Origin of the sequence: Rhizobium sp. LjRoot258 (assembly GCF_964254185.1) — a bacterium.
Taxonomy (GTDB): domain Bacteria; phylum Pseudomonadota; class Alphaproteobacteria; order Rhizobiales; family Rhizobiaceae; genus Rhizobium.
The window spans coordinates 4,003,400-4,016,486 of the sequence record NZ_CAXUST020000001.1 but is presented as its reverse complement, the minus strand read 5'-3'; the positions used below and the strand labels follow the sequence as shown (position 1 = coordinate 4,016,486).

Annotated in this window: 11 protein-coding genes; 8 read left to right on the top strand and 3 right to left on the bottom strand. The window is 61.4% G+C overall.

Going from position 1 to position 13,087, the window contains the following annotated elements; all coding sequences use genetic code 11:
- Positions 1-56 precede the first annotated feature (56 nt).
- Positions 57-734 carry a TetR/AcrR family transcriptional regulator gene (locus ACSQ9D_RS19670; RefSeq protein WP_436283550.1) on the bottom strand — a complete coding sequence of 226 codons (678 nt, stop codon included), beginning with the start codon at positions 732-734 and terminating at the stop codon, positions 57-59.
- A 201-nt stretch (positions 735-935) separates the two neighbouring features.
- On the opposite strand from ACSQ9D_RS19670, the gene ACSQ9D_RS19665 reads away from it, so the two are divergent.
- The 7 genes from ACSQ9D_RS19665 (at position 936) to ACSQ9D_RS19635 (ending at position 9,654) form a co-directional block, all read left to right on the top strand.
- Positions 936-2,222 carry an ABC transporter substrate-binding protein gene (locus tag ACSQ9D_RS19665; RefSeq protein WP_436283549.1) on the top strand — a complete coding sequence of 429 codons (1,287 nt, stop codon included), beginning with the start codon at positions 936-938 and terminating at the stop codon, positions 2,220-2,222.
- 5 nt (positions 2,223-2,227) lie between these two features.
- Positions 2,228-3,184: a carbohydrate ABC transporter permease gene (locus ACSQ9D_RS19660; protein ID WP_436283548.1), complete on the top strand. Its 957-nt coding sequence runs from the start codon at positions 2,228-2,230 to the stop codon at positions 3,182-3,184.
- A complete protein-coding gene (locus tag ACSQ9D_RS19655; protein ID WP_436283547.1) occupies positions 3,177-4,061 on the top strand; it encodes a carbohydrate ABC transporter permease in 885 nt (294 codons plus the stop codon). Before ACSQ9D_RS19660 ends, ACSQ9D_RS19655 begins: the two co-directional genes overlap by 8 nt.
- Before the next feature lie 22 nt (positions 4,062-4,083).
- Positions 4,084-5,157: a Gfo/Idh/MocA family protein gene (locus ACSQ9D_RS19650; RefSeq protein WP_436283546.1), complete on the top strand. Its 1,074-nt coding sequence runs from the start codon at positions 4,084-4,086 to the stop codon at positions 5,155-5,157.
- 24 nt (positions 5,158-5,181) lie between these two features.
- Positions 5,182-6,261 (top strand): ABC transporter ATP-binding protein, encoded by a 1,080-nt coding sequence (locus ACSQ9D_RS19645; protein WP_037115195.1) that lies wholly within the window; start codon positions 5,182-5,184, stop codon positions 6,259-6,261.
- A 65-nt stretch (positions 6,262-6,326) separates the two neighbouring features.
- Positions 6,327-7,202: a phosphotransferase gene (locus ACSQ9D_RS19640; RefSeq protein WP_436283545.1), complete on the top strand. Its 876-nt coding sequence runs from the start codon at positions 6,327-6,329 to the stop codon at positions 7,200-7,202.
- Position 7,203: 1 nt separating this feature from the next.
- Positions 7,204-9,654, top strand: coding sequence for a GcvT family protein (locus tag ACSQ9D_RS19635; protein WP_436283544.1), 2,451 nt, complete (start codon positions 7,204-7,206; stop codon positions 9,652-9,654).
- A 135-nt stretch (positions 9,655-9,789) separates the two neighbouring features.
- Here the strand turns inward: ACSQ9D_RS19635 and ACSQ9D_RS19630 are convergent, their stop codons facing one another.
- Positions 9,790-11,244, bottom strand: coding sequence for a mannitol dehydrogenase family protein (locus ACSQ9D_RS19630; RefSeq protein ID WP_436283543.1), 1,455 nt, complete (start codon positions 11,242-11,244; stop codon positions 9,790-9,792).
- Complete coding sequence (gene uxaC / locus ACSQ9D_RS19625) at positions 11,241-12,656, bottom strand: glucuronate isomerase (protein ID WP_436283542.1); 1,416 nt, start codon at positions 12,654-12,656, stop codon at positions 11,241-11,243. The genes ACSQ9D_RS19630 and uxaC overlap by 4 nt, the downstream gene beginning before the upstream one ends.
- 182 nt (positions 12,657-12,838) lie before the next feature.
- Here uxaC and ACSQ9D_RS19620 point away from each other — a divergent pair, with 182 nt between their 5' ends.
- Complete coding sequence (locus tag ACSQ9D_RS19620) at positions 12,839-13,048, top strand: SlyX family protein (protein WP_436283541.1); 210 nt, start codon at positions 12,839-12,841, stop codon at positions 13,046-13,048.
- Positions 13,049-13,087 lie beyond the last annotated feature (39 nt).

Here is a 13,087-nt window from a genome sequence, read left to right as displayed (position 1 = left end):
AGTTACCTGATGCCAGACACCGTCCACTGTCAATAGCCGATCTCGGATTTCGACGATCAGGCGGCGATCGATGCGAGCGTCACATGGACGATGTGGCGCTCCCAGGCATCGAGATTGCCCGGCTCGACCAAGTCGCGGCCGAAGATCGTCGAGAGCGTATACTGGTTGGAAAGATAGAAGTATCCGAGCGAGGCAATCGTCAGATAGACGTTCAGCGGATCTGCGTTTGCGATGAAAACGCCCGCCTTCTTGCCGCGCTCCAGCACCTCGGAAAGTTCTCCGATCAGATGGGAATGCAATTCCTTGAGTCGAACCGACTGGCGCAGCCAGCGCGCACGATGAAGGTTTTCGGTTCCGAGCAGGCTGAGGAACTCAGGGTGCTTGAGAAAATAACGCCAGGTAAACAGCGCCAGCTCGCCAATTCCTTCCTGGGGCGTTTGATCGCCGATATGGAGCTCCCGCTCGGCCGTGCGAATACCGACGTAGGCTTCCTCAAGGACGCGCAGGTACAGTTGTTCCTTATCGCCGAAATAGTGGTAGAGCATGCGTTTGTTGGTGCCGGCGCGCTCGGCGATCGCATCAACTCTTGCGCCGCCCATGCCGTTCTCGGCGAATTCCTTGGTCGCAGCCTCAAGAATTGCCGCACGGGTTCGTTCGGGATCGCGCTGCAAGACACGCTCGGGCGATTGACGCCTTACTCTCTTCTTTTCCCTATTTCCGCCGGTGCCTTCCATCGGCCCACCTTTCTTATTTCCCCATTGCGCTCATAGTACGTTGAGAACAGATTGTAAAAAACGAGAAGCGTGAGGAGCACCATCATATCAGCGCTTGACAGCCTCAACGCTTCTCCATAGCTTGTAACCAATTAGTTATTTGTTGCAAGAGAAACCAGCAAGGAGCGTGTGGAGGCGCTCCCCAAGGGAGGAGGAGAACAGATGACACTTCGCGTAAGCAGACGGAATTTCGTTGCGGGAGGAGCAACGCTTCTTTCGATGTCCGCACTGGGATCGAAGGCTTTTGCCGCCGATGCCCGCCTGCGGCTTCTGTGGTGGGGCTCGCAGCCGCGTGCCGACCGCACCAACAAGGTCTCGCAACTCTACCAGACGAAGAATGCGGGAACGTCGATCACCGGCGAATTCCTTGGATGGGGGGACTATTGGCCCCGTCTGGCAACACAGGTTGCCGGCCGCAACGCACCCGACGTCATCCAGATGGACTACCGCTATATCGTCGAATATGCGCGGCGCGGCGCACTTGCCCCGCTCGAATCCTACATGCCGTCCAAGCTCAATCTTGGCGATTTCGACCCAGCGCAGATCGAGGGCGGCAGCGTTGACGGGCATCTCTACGGTGTCAGCCTCGGCGCCAACGCCGCATCAACGGTCTTGAATACCACCGCGTTCCAGGAAGCCGGTATCGACCTGCCGACGCAAGCAACCACCTGGGAGGAATTCGGCAAGATCGGCGCCGAGATCACCAAGGCCGGCAAGCGCAAGGGCTTCTTTGGTTTTGCCGATGGCAGCGGCAACGAACCGCTGCTGGAAAACTATCTTAGGCAGCGCGGCAAAGCGCTCTATACGGCCGATTCCAAGATCGCCTTCGGCGCCGAAGAGGCTTCCGAATGGTTCGACATGTGGAGCAAATTCCGCGAAGCGAGCGCCTGCGTACCGCCCGACGTTCAGGCGCTCTACAAGGACACGATTGACACCAGCCCGCTCACCCTTGGTAAGGCTGCGGCCGACTACGCGCACAGCAACCAGTTCGTCGGCTTCCAGGCGATCAGCAAGGACAAGCTGGCGCTGACCAACTACATGCGCATCAAACCGGATTCGAAGGGCGGCCACTATCGCAAGCCTTCGATGTTCTTCTCGGTGTCCTCGCAGTCGAAGGTGCCCGACCAGGCGGTCGACTACGTCAACTTCTTCGTCACCAACCCCGATGCGGCTCTGGCGCTCGACGTCGAACGCGGCATTCCCGAATCGAAGGCGATGCGCGACGTCGTGGCCGCCAAGCTCGATGAGACGGGCAAGGTCCCGCTCAACTACGTCAGCGGTCTCGGCGACCTCGCAGGCAAGCTGCCGCCGCCGCCGCCCTCGGGCGCTGGTGAAGGCCAGGTGGTGCTGCGCACCATCGCCGAGCAAGTCGCTTTCGGCCAGCTTACACCCAGCGACGGTGGCAAGCAGCTGGTCGATGAGATCAGCCGCCTGCTCGCCAAAGGCTGACGCGAATGAGTGATGTGATGCGCACGACCGCCCCGGACGCCATCAAGAGTGAATATGGGGCGGCGGCCCAGGGGCGTTTCAAACGCCTCTGGACCGCCAATGCCCCAGGCTATCTCTTTCTCTTGCCGTGGCTGATCGGCTTTTTCGGGCTGACGCTCGGACCGGCCGTCATCTCGCTCTACCTGTCGTTCACGGATTTCGACATGATCCAGTCGGCCGAGTGGGTGGGAGCAGCAAACTACGTGCGCATCGCAACCGCCGACCCGAAATTTGCGGCGGCGATGAGGGTCACGCTGACTTATGTCGTGTTGTCAGTGCCCTTCAAGCTCACCTTCGCGCTGCTGGTCGCGATGGCGCTCAATAAGGGCGTTCGCGGCCTGCCGCTCTACCGCGCGATCTTCTACCTGCCGTCGCTGCTCGGCGGCAGCGTGGCGATCGCTGTCCTCTGGCGGCAGCTCTTTGCCGGCGACGGCCTGGTCAATGCCGCGCTTGCGCATTTCGGGATCGAAGGCCCGAGCTGGATCTCTCACCCGAGCTACTCGATCTACACGCTAGTGGCGCTCAGCGTCTGGCAGTTCGGCTCGCCGATGATCATCTTCCTCGCCGGCCTGCGCCAGATTCCGACCGACATGTATGAGGCCGCCAGCCTCGATGGCGCATCCAAATTCCGGCAGTTCTACAAGATCACCCTGCCGCTATTGACGCCTGTGATCTTCTTCAACGCCGTCGTCCAGACGATCGACGCCTTCAAGGCCTTCACGCCGGCCTTCATCATATCCGGCGGAACGGGCGGGCCGATCAACTCGACGCTGTTCTACACGCTTTATCTCTATCAGGAGGCTTTCGGAAACTTCCGCATGGGCTACGCTTCGGCGCTTGCCTGGATCCTCGTGCTGATCATCGCGATCTTCACGGCCTTCTCCTTCCTGACCTCGCGTTACTGGGTGCACTACGATGACTAACGGGATCACCACCGCCGTCGCGGCGCCGCCATCCGACATCACCAAGCGCAGCCTTCCGACGTCGGTTGCCATCCATACACTGCTGATCTTGGGCTCGCTGCTGATGCTCTATCCGCTGCTGTGGATGGTGTCCGCCTCGGTTCGCCCGGAAAACGAGATCTTCTCGTCGACCTCGCTCATTCCGTCGTCGATCGACTTCTCCTCCTACCTGCGTGGTTGGACGGGGCTCGACATCACCTTCGGGCGCTTTTTCTGGAATTCGCTCGTCATTTCGGTCCTGACGGTCATCGGCAATGTCGTTGCCTGTTCGCTGGCCGCCTATGCCTTTGCGCGCCTGCACTTTGCTGGCCGCAACTTCTGGTTCGCGATCATGCTCGGCACGCTGATGATCCCATACCACGTGACGCTGATCCCGCAGTATGTGCTGTTTCTCAATCTCGGCTGGGTGAACACCATCCTGCCGCTCGTGGTGCCGAAGTTCCTGGCAAGCGACGCCTTCTTCATTTTCCTGATGGTGCAGTTCTTCCGCGGCATTCCGCGCGAACTCGATGAAGCGGCGATGATGGACGGCTGCAGCGCCTGGCGCATCTACTGGAAGATCATGCTGCCGCTGTCGCTGCCGGTGCTGGCGACCGCCGCGATCTTCTCCTTCATCTGGACCTGGGACGATTTCTTCGGTCCGCTGATCTACCTCAATGACATGAACACCTACACGATCCAGCTCGGCCTGCGCACCTTCGTCGACTCGACCAGTGCATCGGACTGGGGCGGATTGTTCGCCATGTCGACGCTGACGCTGGTGCCCGTGTTCTTGTTCTTCCTATTCTTCCAGCGCCTGCTGATCGAAGGCATCGCCACGACAGGCATGAAGCGCTGATGCAGCTACGGGTACAGGTCATATGAGTATCAAGAGAGTTGCGATCGTGGGCTGCGGCATCGGCCGCTCCCACATCGTTGAAGGCTACCTGCCGCATCCCGACAAGTTCAAGGTCGTAGCGATCTGCGACCTGAACGAGGAGCGCCTGCGCGAGATCGGCGATGAGTTCGACATCGCCAAGCGCACGACCTCGTTTGCCGATGTGCTTGGCGACGAGAGCGTCGATATCGTCGACATCTGCACGCCGCCCGGCATCCACCTCGAGCAAGTGGTGGCAGCGCTGGCAGCCGGCAAGCACGTCATCTGCGAGAAGCCGCTGACCGGCTCGCTCTCGGGCGTCGACACGATCATGGAAGCGGAAAAGACGGCCAAAGGCACGCTGATGCCGATCTTCCAATATCGCTATGGCGACGGCATCGAGAAAGCGAAACGGATCATCGACGCCGGCATCGCCGGCAAGCCCTACATGGGCTCGGTCGAAACCTTCTGGCTGCGCACGCCCGAATATTATTCGGTTCCATGGCGCGGAAAATGGGCGACCGAGCTTGGTGGCGTGCTGGTGACCCACGCGTTGCACCTGCACGATATGCTGCTGCATCTGATGGGGCCGGTCTCGAAGGTGTTCGGCCGCGTTGCGACCCGCGTCAACGACATCGAGGTGGAGGACTGCGCCTCGGCGAGCCTGCTGATGGAGAACGGCGCCTTCGTGTCGCTGTCCTGCACGCTGGGCTCGCAGGAGCAGATCAGTCGCTTGCGGCTGCACTTTGAGAACGTGACCTTCGAGAGCAATCACGAGCCCTACTCGCCGGGTAGGGACCCTTGGAAGATCATCGTCGCGAATGATGATGTGCAGGCGCGCATCGACGCCGTCATCGGCAACTGGCAGCCGGTCGCACCGCGCTTCACCACGCAGATGGAGCATTTTCATACCTATCTCAGCGGCAACGGACCGCTGCCGGTGACGACCCAGGATGCGCGCCGCGCGCTGGAACTCGTCACTGCGATCTATCAATCATCCGACACCGGCCGCGAAGTCAGCCTGCCGATCGGATCGGACAGCCCCAAGTACGCCGATTGGCGTGCCCGCACGAAGTAACGGACCAGGGAGGATCCTGAGATCATGGCAACAAGCGTCGTTCTCCAGAAAGTCGAGAAGCGCTACGGCGCCCTGGACGTCATCCACGGCATCGACCTGAAGATCGATCCCGGCGAGTTCGCGGTCTTCGTCGGCCCTTCCGGCTGCGGTAAGTCCACGCTGCTGCGCATGATAGCCGGGCTTGAAGAAATCACCGGCGGCGCGCTTCTGCTCGACAACGAGCGAATGAACGAGGTGGCGCCGGCCAAGCGCGGTATTGCGATGGTATTCCAATCCTATGCGCTTTATCCGCATATGTCGGTCTACAAGAATCTTGCCTTCGGGCTTGAGACGGCCGGCTACAAGAAGACCGAGATCCAGCCGAAGGTGAAACGCGCGGCTGAAATCCTCCAGATCGAGAAACTGCTGGAACGCAAGCCGAAGGCGCTTTCCGGTGGCCAACGCCAGCGCGTGGCGATCGGCCGCGCAATCGTGCGCGAGCCGCGCATCTTCCTGTTCGACGAGCCACTCTCCAACCTCGACGCGGAATTGCGCGTGCAGATGCGCGTCGAGATCTCCCGTCTGCACCGCAGTCTTGGCAATACGATGATCTACGTCACCCACGACCAGGTGGAGGCCATGACCATGGCCGACAAGATCGTCGTGCTGAACGCAGGCCGCATCGAGCAGATCGGCGCGCCGCTCGACCTCTACAACAATCCGATCAACCGCTTCGTGGCAGGCTTCATCGGTAGCCCGAAGATGAACTTCCTACAGGCGCGCGTGGAGCAGACCGGAGAGGCCGAGACGACCATCAACGTCTGTGGCAACTCCGTTCGCCTGCCTCGGCGGCTGAAGGCAGAAGCCGGCCAGGCCGTCACCTTCGGCATTCGTCCGGAGCATCTTTCGGTCCTCGACAACAGCGGCATCACGCTTGCGACCGTGAATATCGACCTCGTTGAAAACCTCGGCGGCGCGACCATGCTCTACGCGAAGACGCCGGACGGCCAGCAGATGACGATCGCGCTCGACGGGCAGCAGAAGGTGGAGCGCGGGACGAACGTGAAGGCCTTCTTCGACCCGGCGCGGTGCCACGTCTTCGACGCATCAGGCGCCGCCATCTAGCGCGCTTGACAGCCGATCCCGCTCTGGCCATGATTTCAATAGGATAGGCCACGAAAGGGAAAAACGTGACGCCTGAAGATCGGATTCATGCGCTCGGCATCTGGCAGGGTCCGATCGAAATTGTGCCGATCGTCGGCGGCATCACCAACCGGAACTATCTCGTGCGGGATCGTGCGGTGCGTCGCGTCGTCCGGCTGGGGGAAGATATCCCCGTTCACCATATCAGCCGCCAGAACGAGCTTGCCGCCAGTCAGGCTGCACATGCAGCCGGGCTTTCGCCGGCTGTTATCCATCATGCGCCGGGCGTGCTTGTTCTCGACTACATCGAGTCGACGGCGCTTTCGCCTGACGACCTGCGACGCTCAGAGATGTTGGAGCGTGTTATCCCGCTGGTGCGGGCCTGCCACCACGATATCGCCCGTGAATTTCGCGGCGCGGCGGCGATCTTCTGGGTCTTTCATGTCATTCGCGATTACATCGCCAATCTGGAAGCAGCCAACAGCCCCTATCGTCAACTTTTCCCGGACCTGCTGGCAAAGGCCGAACGGCTGGAAGCGGCCGGCGGTCCGTTCGAGATCGCCTTCGGTCATAACGACATGCTGGCCGCCAACTTTCTCGATGACGGCAAGCGCCTGTGGCTGATCGACTGGGACTATGCGGGCTTCAACACGCCGCTCTTCGATCTGGGTGGCCTCGCCTCCAACAGCGAGTTCTCCGAGGTGGCTGAGCGATTGATGCTCGAGACCTATTATCAGATGCCGCTGACTGGAGATCTCTGGCGGCGCTACCAGGCGATGAAATGCGCTTCGCTGTTGCGCGAGACACTTTGGAGCATGGTTTCGGAAATCCACTCCACGATCGACTTCGATTACGCCGCCTACACTGCCGAGAATCTTGCGCGCTTCGAGCGCGCCTACGACGCTTTTGAACAGGATCGATAATATGACGAAGGAATTGCCAAAGACCGCCAAGGCGGTCGTTATCGGCGGCGGGATCATCGGCTGCTCGACGGCCTATCATCTCGGTAAGCTCGGCTGGACGGATACCGTGCTCCTGGAGCGCAAGAAGCTCACCTCCGGCACCACTTTCCATGCGGCCGGCCTCGTCGGCCAGCTCCGCACCAGTGCCAACATCACCCAGCTGCTCGGCTATTCCGTCGATCTCTATAAGAGACTGGAGGTCGAGACGGGACTTGGCACCGGCTGGAAGATGAATGGCGGCCTGCGACTTGCCTGCAACGAGGAACGCTGGACCGAGGTCAAGCGACAGGCGACCACGGCCCAATCCTTCGGGCTCGAGATGCAATTGCTGACGCCGCAGGAGGCTTTCGATCTCTGGCCGCTGATGACCATCGACGATCTCGTCGGCGCGGCGTTCTTGCCGACGGACGGCCAGGCGAGCCCATCTGATATCACCCAGGCACTTGCCAAGGGTGCGCGCATGGCGGGCGTCTCGATCTTCGAGGATACCGAGGTGATCGATCTTGAGATCGACAAAGGCAAGATCCGCGCCGTCATCACCGCGCAAGGCCGCATCGAATGCGAGCGTGTCGTCGTCTGCGCTGGGCAGTGGACGCGCGCTTTCGCCGCCCGCTTCGGCGTCAACGTCCCGCTCGTTTCTGTCGAGCACCAGTACATCATCACCGAGTCCTTCGGGGTGCCGTCGAACCTGCCGACGCTGCGCGACCCCGACCGCCTGACCTATTACAAGGAGGAGGTCGGCGGCATCGTCATGGGAGGTTACGAACCCAACCCGATACCGTGGGCGAAAGCCGGCATTCCCGAGGGCTTCCACTACACATTGCTCGATAGCAATTTCGAGCATTTCGAGCAGATCATGGAACAGGCTCTCGGGCGTGTCCCGGCGCTCGAAAACGTCGGCGTGAAACAGCTGCTGAACGGCCCGGAAAGCTTCACGCCTGACGGCAACTTCATTCTCGGCGAAGCACCGGAGTTGAAGAACTTCTTCGTCGGCGCCGGCTTCAATGCCTTCGGCATCGCGTCCGGCGGTGGCGCCGGCATGGCCCTCGCCGAATGGGTCGCCAACGGCGAACCGCCCTACGATCTCTGGCCGGTCGATATTCGCCGCTTCGGCCGCCCGCATTTCGATACCGATTGGGTGCGCACCCGCACGCTGGAAGCTTACGGCAAGCACTACACATTGGCTTTCCCCCTCGAAGAGTATTCAAGCGGCCGGCCCTGCCGTAAATCGCCGCTCTACGACCGGCTGAAGGCGCAAGGTGCTTGCTTCGGTGAAAAGCTTGGATGGGAGCGGCCCAACTGGTTTGCCGATCTCTTCGCCAACGAGGAGCCGAAGGATATCTACACCTATGGCCGCCAGAACTGGTTCGATGCCGTCGGCCGCGAGCACAAGACAGTGCGCGAGGCGGCCGTCATCTTCGACCAGACATCGTTTGCCAAGTTCGTGCTGAAGGGACGCGATGCCGAAGCGGCTCTGTCGTGGATCGCCTCCAACGATGTGACAAAACCGGTCGGCTCGCTGATCTATACGCAGATGCTGAACAACAAGGGCGGCATTGAGTGCGACCTCACCTGCGCCCGCATGGCCGACGACGAATACTACATCGTCACCGGCACCGGTTTCGCGACGCATGACTTCGATTGGATCGCACGCAATATTCCAGATGGAATGCATGCCGAACTCGTTGACGTCACCTCCGCCTATTCGGTCTTGTCGCTGATGGGACCAAACGCTCGCGCAGTGCTGGAGACGGTCACAAGCAACGACGTTTCCAACGCTGCCTTCCCCTTCGGCCGCGTCAAGACCATCGGCATCGCCGGCTGCCCGGTGCGAGCGCTGCGCATCACCTATGTCGGCGAGCTCGGCTACGAACTGCATGTGCCGGTCGAATACGCAACAACCGTCTATGATGCGCTGATGGCGGCGGGCGGTCCGTTGCAGCTTACCAATGCCGGTTACCGCGCCATCGAAAGCTGCCGCCTGGAGAAGGGCTATCGCGCCTGGGGCTCCGATATCGGGCCGGACCATACGCCCATCGAGGCCGGGCTTGGCTGGGCGGTGAAGACCAGAAAGACCACGCTGTTTCGCGGCCGCGAGGCGATCGAGCGGCAGTTGGCCTCGGGCGTCAGGAAGATGTTTGCATGCTTCGTTCCAGAGGACCCCGATGTCGTTCTGCTCGGCCGCGAGACCATCTATCGCGACGGCAAGCGTGTCGGCTGGCTATCCAGCGGCGGCTTCGGTTACACGATCGGCAAGCCGATCGGCTACGGCTATGTCCGCAATCCGGAAGGCGTGACCGAAGACTTCGTGCTGTCCGGCAGCTACGAACTTGACGTGGCGCGCGAGCGCGTGTCCTGCCGGGTATCGCTCGAGCCCCTCTACGATCCTGAGATGGCCCGCGTAAAGGCGTGACAAGGCAATAGAAGGACGGCCTGTGACCCGAATTGCCTCATTCCTGTGCTTGGGGGCCGACGCGCGTCTGCGAAGCGAAGGGACCCCTTTTTGCGCGGTGGGGAGTCTTCCGCGCAGAAGGGATGTCGTGCGCCATCAAAACAACGGCAACCTGTTGTCCTGGATCAAGATCTCCAGCTTGTTCGCCACATCCTCCGTCCAGCCGAGATTGTCGGTCAGCGCAGCCGGGAAAAGGCCCGGCAGCCCGAACAGAGCTTTCGATACAGCGCCCCCATTGCGTGGCACGTCGGCTAGCAGCGCTGTTATCTCGGCGGCGCGCGGGTCGCGCAGTTCGTAGCTTTCACCGTTCCGGTCAGCGCCAAGTGCGTAGCGCATCCAGGCGGCCACCGCGATGGCATAGGTCTCTGCCTTGCCGCCGTCAGCCACAGCTTCGGAGGCGGGTTCGAGAAGGCGCTGAGGCAACTTTTGTGTGCCGTCCATGGCAATCTGATAGGTGCGGTGGGCGATCGCCTTGTTTGCAAAGCGTGCTATCAGCTCATCAGCATAGGCCTCGAGATCGATGCCAGGCACCGGATCCAAGGTTGCGGCTGCTGCGTTCATGTGACGGCGCGCGAGGGCTGCCAGGCCGGCATCATCCATGACGTCGCGGATAAACTCATAGCCGCCGATATAGCCGAGATAAGCGAGCAGCGAATGCGCGCCGTTCAACATGCGCAGCTTCATCTTCTCGTAAGCGGAGACGTCTTCGACCATCAAAGCGCCGGCCTGCTCCCAATCCGGGCGGCCGTTGGCAAAGTGGTCCTCGATCACCCATTGCGTGAAAGGTTCAGTCTCGATCGCTGCCAGATCCCGCCGGCCCGTGAGCCCTTCAGCGTCGCGGTAAGTGGCATCCGTGCTTGCCGGCGTGATGCGATCGACCATGGTCGACGGGAAAGGAACGTTGTCCTCGATCCACTGCCGAAGGTCCGGATCGACTCGTTCGGCGAAGTCGAGCACCAGCCGCTTCAGAACGGCGCCGTTGCTTGGTAGGTTATCGCAGCTAAGCGGTGTGAAGGGTGCGATGCCCTTGGCGCGGCGGCGACAAAGACCTTCGACCAGATAGCCGACGACCCCGCGCGGCGCATGGCGGTCAGTGAGGTCGGCGGCAATGTCGGGATGCTTCAGGTCCAACCCGCCGGTGGCGGAATCGAAGCCGTAGGCTTTCTCGGTGACCGTCAAGCTGACGATGCGGATTGCGGGATCCTCAAGCTTGGCGAGCAGATCGCCGGGATTGCGGGTCGCGACATGGGCGCGCAGGATCGGGCCGATGACGTGCGCCGTCGTGCCCGCAGTATCGCGCACGAGCATGGTATAGAGCCCGTTCTGCTCGTTCAGGTGATCGGCAACGTCGGCTGTGCGCAGGCTCGCCACCTCGATGCCCCAGTCGCCGCCGGCCGCCGCAATCGCGCCATCGGTGAAGGGGGCGAAGTGCGCGCGAAAGAATGCGCCGGGACCAAGATGCAGGATGCCCGGCTTCAACGCATCGCGATCATAGAGGGGAAGCTTGGCTGTCGGCGCAAGGCCGGACAGGCTCGTCAGACGTTCGGTCACAGCTTGTATGCCTTCTTCGCGTTTCCATAGGAGAGTTCGCCGGCGACGATTTCTGCTTCCTTTCGGGACATCCGGTGTTCCGTCACGAACTGGGCCAGGAAGCGGCAGACCTCGCGGCGCCAGACATCGTGGCGTGCCGGGATCGACAGAAGCGCGCGTGTGTCGTCGTTGAAGCCGGCCAGATTGGCAAAACCGGCCGTCTCGACCATCTGGTCGAGATAGCGGCGGATGCCGTTCGGGCTGTCGTGGAACCACCAGGGAGGACCGATCATCAGGCACGGCCAATGGCCGGCCATCGGCGCCAGCTCGCGGGCATAGGTCGTCTCGTCGAGCGTAAACAGGAGCACACGCAGGCTAGGGGCGTGACCATACTTTGCAAGCATCGCAGAGAGCCCACCGACCCAATCCGTCGTGGTCGGGATATCGGCGCCCATGTTCGGGCCGCGGGTCTGGAACAGCTCGCGGTCGGTATTGCGACGCGAGCCGGCATGGATCTGCATCGTCATGCCGTCTTCGGCCGAAAGCCCGGCCATTTCGGTCAGCATCTGGCCACGGAAGAGCTCCGCTTCCTCAGTGCTCAGCGTGCCCTTGTGCGCCTTGTCGAGCAGCCGCTGCTTATCGGCCAGTGGCAGGTCGGCGGTAAACGCCGTCGGAACGCCGTGGTCTGTGGCGGTTGCTCCGTACTGGCGGAAATAGGAACGGCGTTTGCGGTGAGCCTCGATCAGCCCGTCCCACTTCGTCACGTCGCAATCGGTCAGTTCGCCAAGCCGCACCAGGTTTTCGCGGAAGCCGACGGCATCCGGGTCGGTGACGCCATCCGGGCGGTAAGTGGTGCGGACGCGGCCGATCCAGCCGTCTTTTGCCATTTTCTGGTGGTGCACCAGTGGGTCAAGTGCGCCTTCGGTCGTGGCGATCGTCTCGATGCCGAAACGCTTATGCAGGGCGCGCGGACGGAACTCCGGAAGTGCCAGCTGCGCGTTGATATGATCGTACAGCGCATCGGCATTGTCAGGCGTCAGCGGTTCCTCGCAACCAAGCACGGCCGACATCGCGTGATCGACCCACAGGCTGGAGGGCGTGCCGCGGAAGAGATGGTACTGCGCGGCGAAAGCGCGCCAGATGTCACGGCCCTTGGCGACCGGCTTACCGTCGAGGCGCGGTACGCCGAGATCATCGAGCTTGACGCCAACGCTGTGCAGCATGCGGAAGAGATAGTGATCCGGAATAACGAGGAGCGAGGATGCATCGTCGAAAGGCTTGTCGTCGGCAAACCACGAGGGTTCTGTATGGCCGTGCGGGCTCACGATTGGCAGCGTGCGGACGGTCTCGTAAAGGTCCCGCGCGATCGCGCGTGTTGTCGGATCGGCCGGAAAGAGCCGGTCCGGATGAAGAAAGCCGTTTCCAACATCCATGAGAATTCCTCCCTGAAGGGTTACCGGCCTACCCCACAACTTGGAACGCGGCAAGGGCTTTTAGTAACTAAACGGTTCACTTTTGAAAATCGTACTTCCCTACTCTCGAAATGATTGACCGCACGAACTATTTCCGCTTTTCAGGTGCGGATGACATTGGCCGGTTGCGGCAAGGAGGTTCCATGTCCGACGAGACGAGCCGCATGACGAAACTCGAGGAAATCGTCGCCCATCAGGCAAAGACGATCGAGGAATTGTCCGACCAGCTGGCCGAGCAATGGAAGGTCATGGAACAGACGCGCGCCAAGCTTGACCGGTTGACGGAACGATTCCTGTCGCTCGAGGAGCAATCGTTGGAGGCCCCAGCAATGACCCGGCCGCCGCACTACTGAGCAAGCTCAGCCCTTGTTTTCGGCGGCCGGAATACCCAT

Coding starts and splice junctions, on each gene's coding strand:
- ACSQ9D_RS19670 (WP_436283550.1), bottom strand. CDS start 734: ATGGAAGGCACCGGCGGAAATAGGGAAAAGAAGAGAGTAAGGCGTCAA.
- ACSQ9D_RS19665 (WP_436283549.1), top strand. CDS start 936: ATGACACTTCGCGTAAGCAGACGGAATTTCGTTGCGGGAGGAGCAACG.
- ACSQ9D_RS19660 (WP_436283548.1), top strand. CDS start 2,228: ATGAGTGATGTGATGCGCACGACCGCCCCGGACGCCATCAAGAGTGAA.
- ACSQ9D_RS19655 (WP_436283547.1), top strand. CDS start 3,177: ATGACTAACGGGATCACCACCGCCGTCGCGGCGCCGCCATCCGACATC.
- ACSQ9D_RS19650 (WP_436283546.1), top strand. CDS start 4,084: ATGAGTATCAAGAGAGTTGCGATCGTGGGCTGCGGCATCGGCCGCTCC.
- ACSQ9D_RS19645 (WP_037115195.1), top strand. CDS start 5,182: ATGGCAACAAGCGTCGTTCTCCAGAAAGTCGAGAAGCGCTACGGCGCC.
- ACSQ9D_RS19635 (WP_436283544.1), top strand. CDS start 7,204: ATGACGAAGGAATTGCCAAAGACCGCCAAGGCGGTCGTTATCGGCGGC.
- uxaC (WP_436283542.1), bottom strand. CDS start 12,656: ATGGATGTTGGAAACGGCTTTCTTCATCCGGACCGGCTCTTTCCGGCC.
- ACSQ9D_RS19620 (WP_436283541.1), top strand. CDS start 12,839: ATGTCCGACGAGACGAGCCGCATGACGAAACTCGAGGAAATCGTCGCC.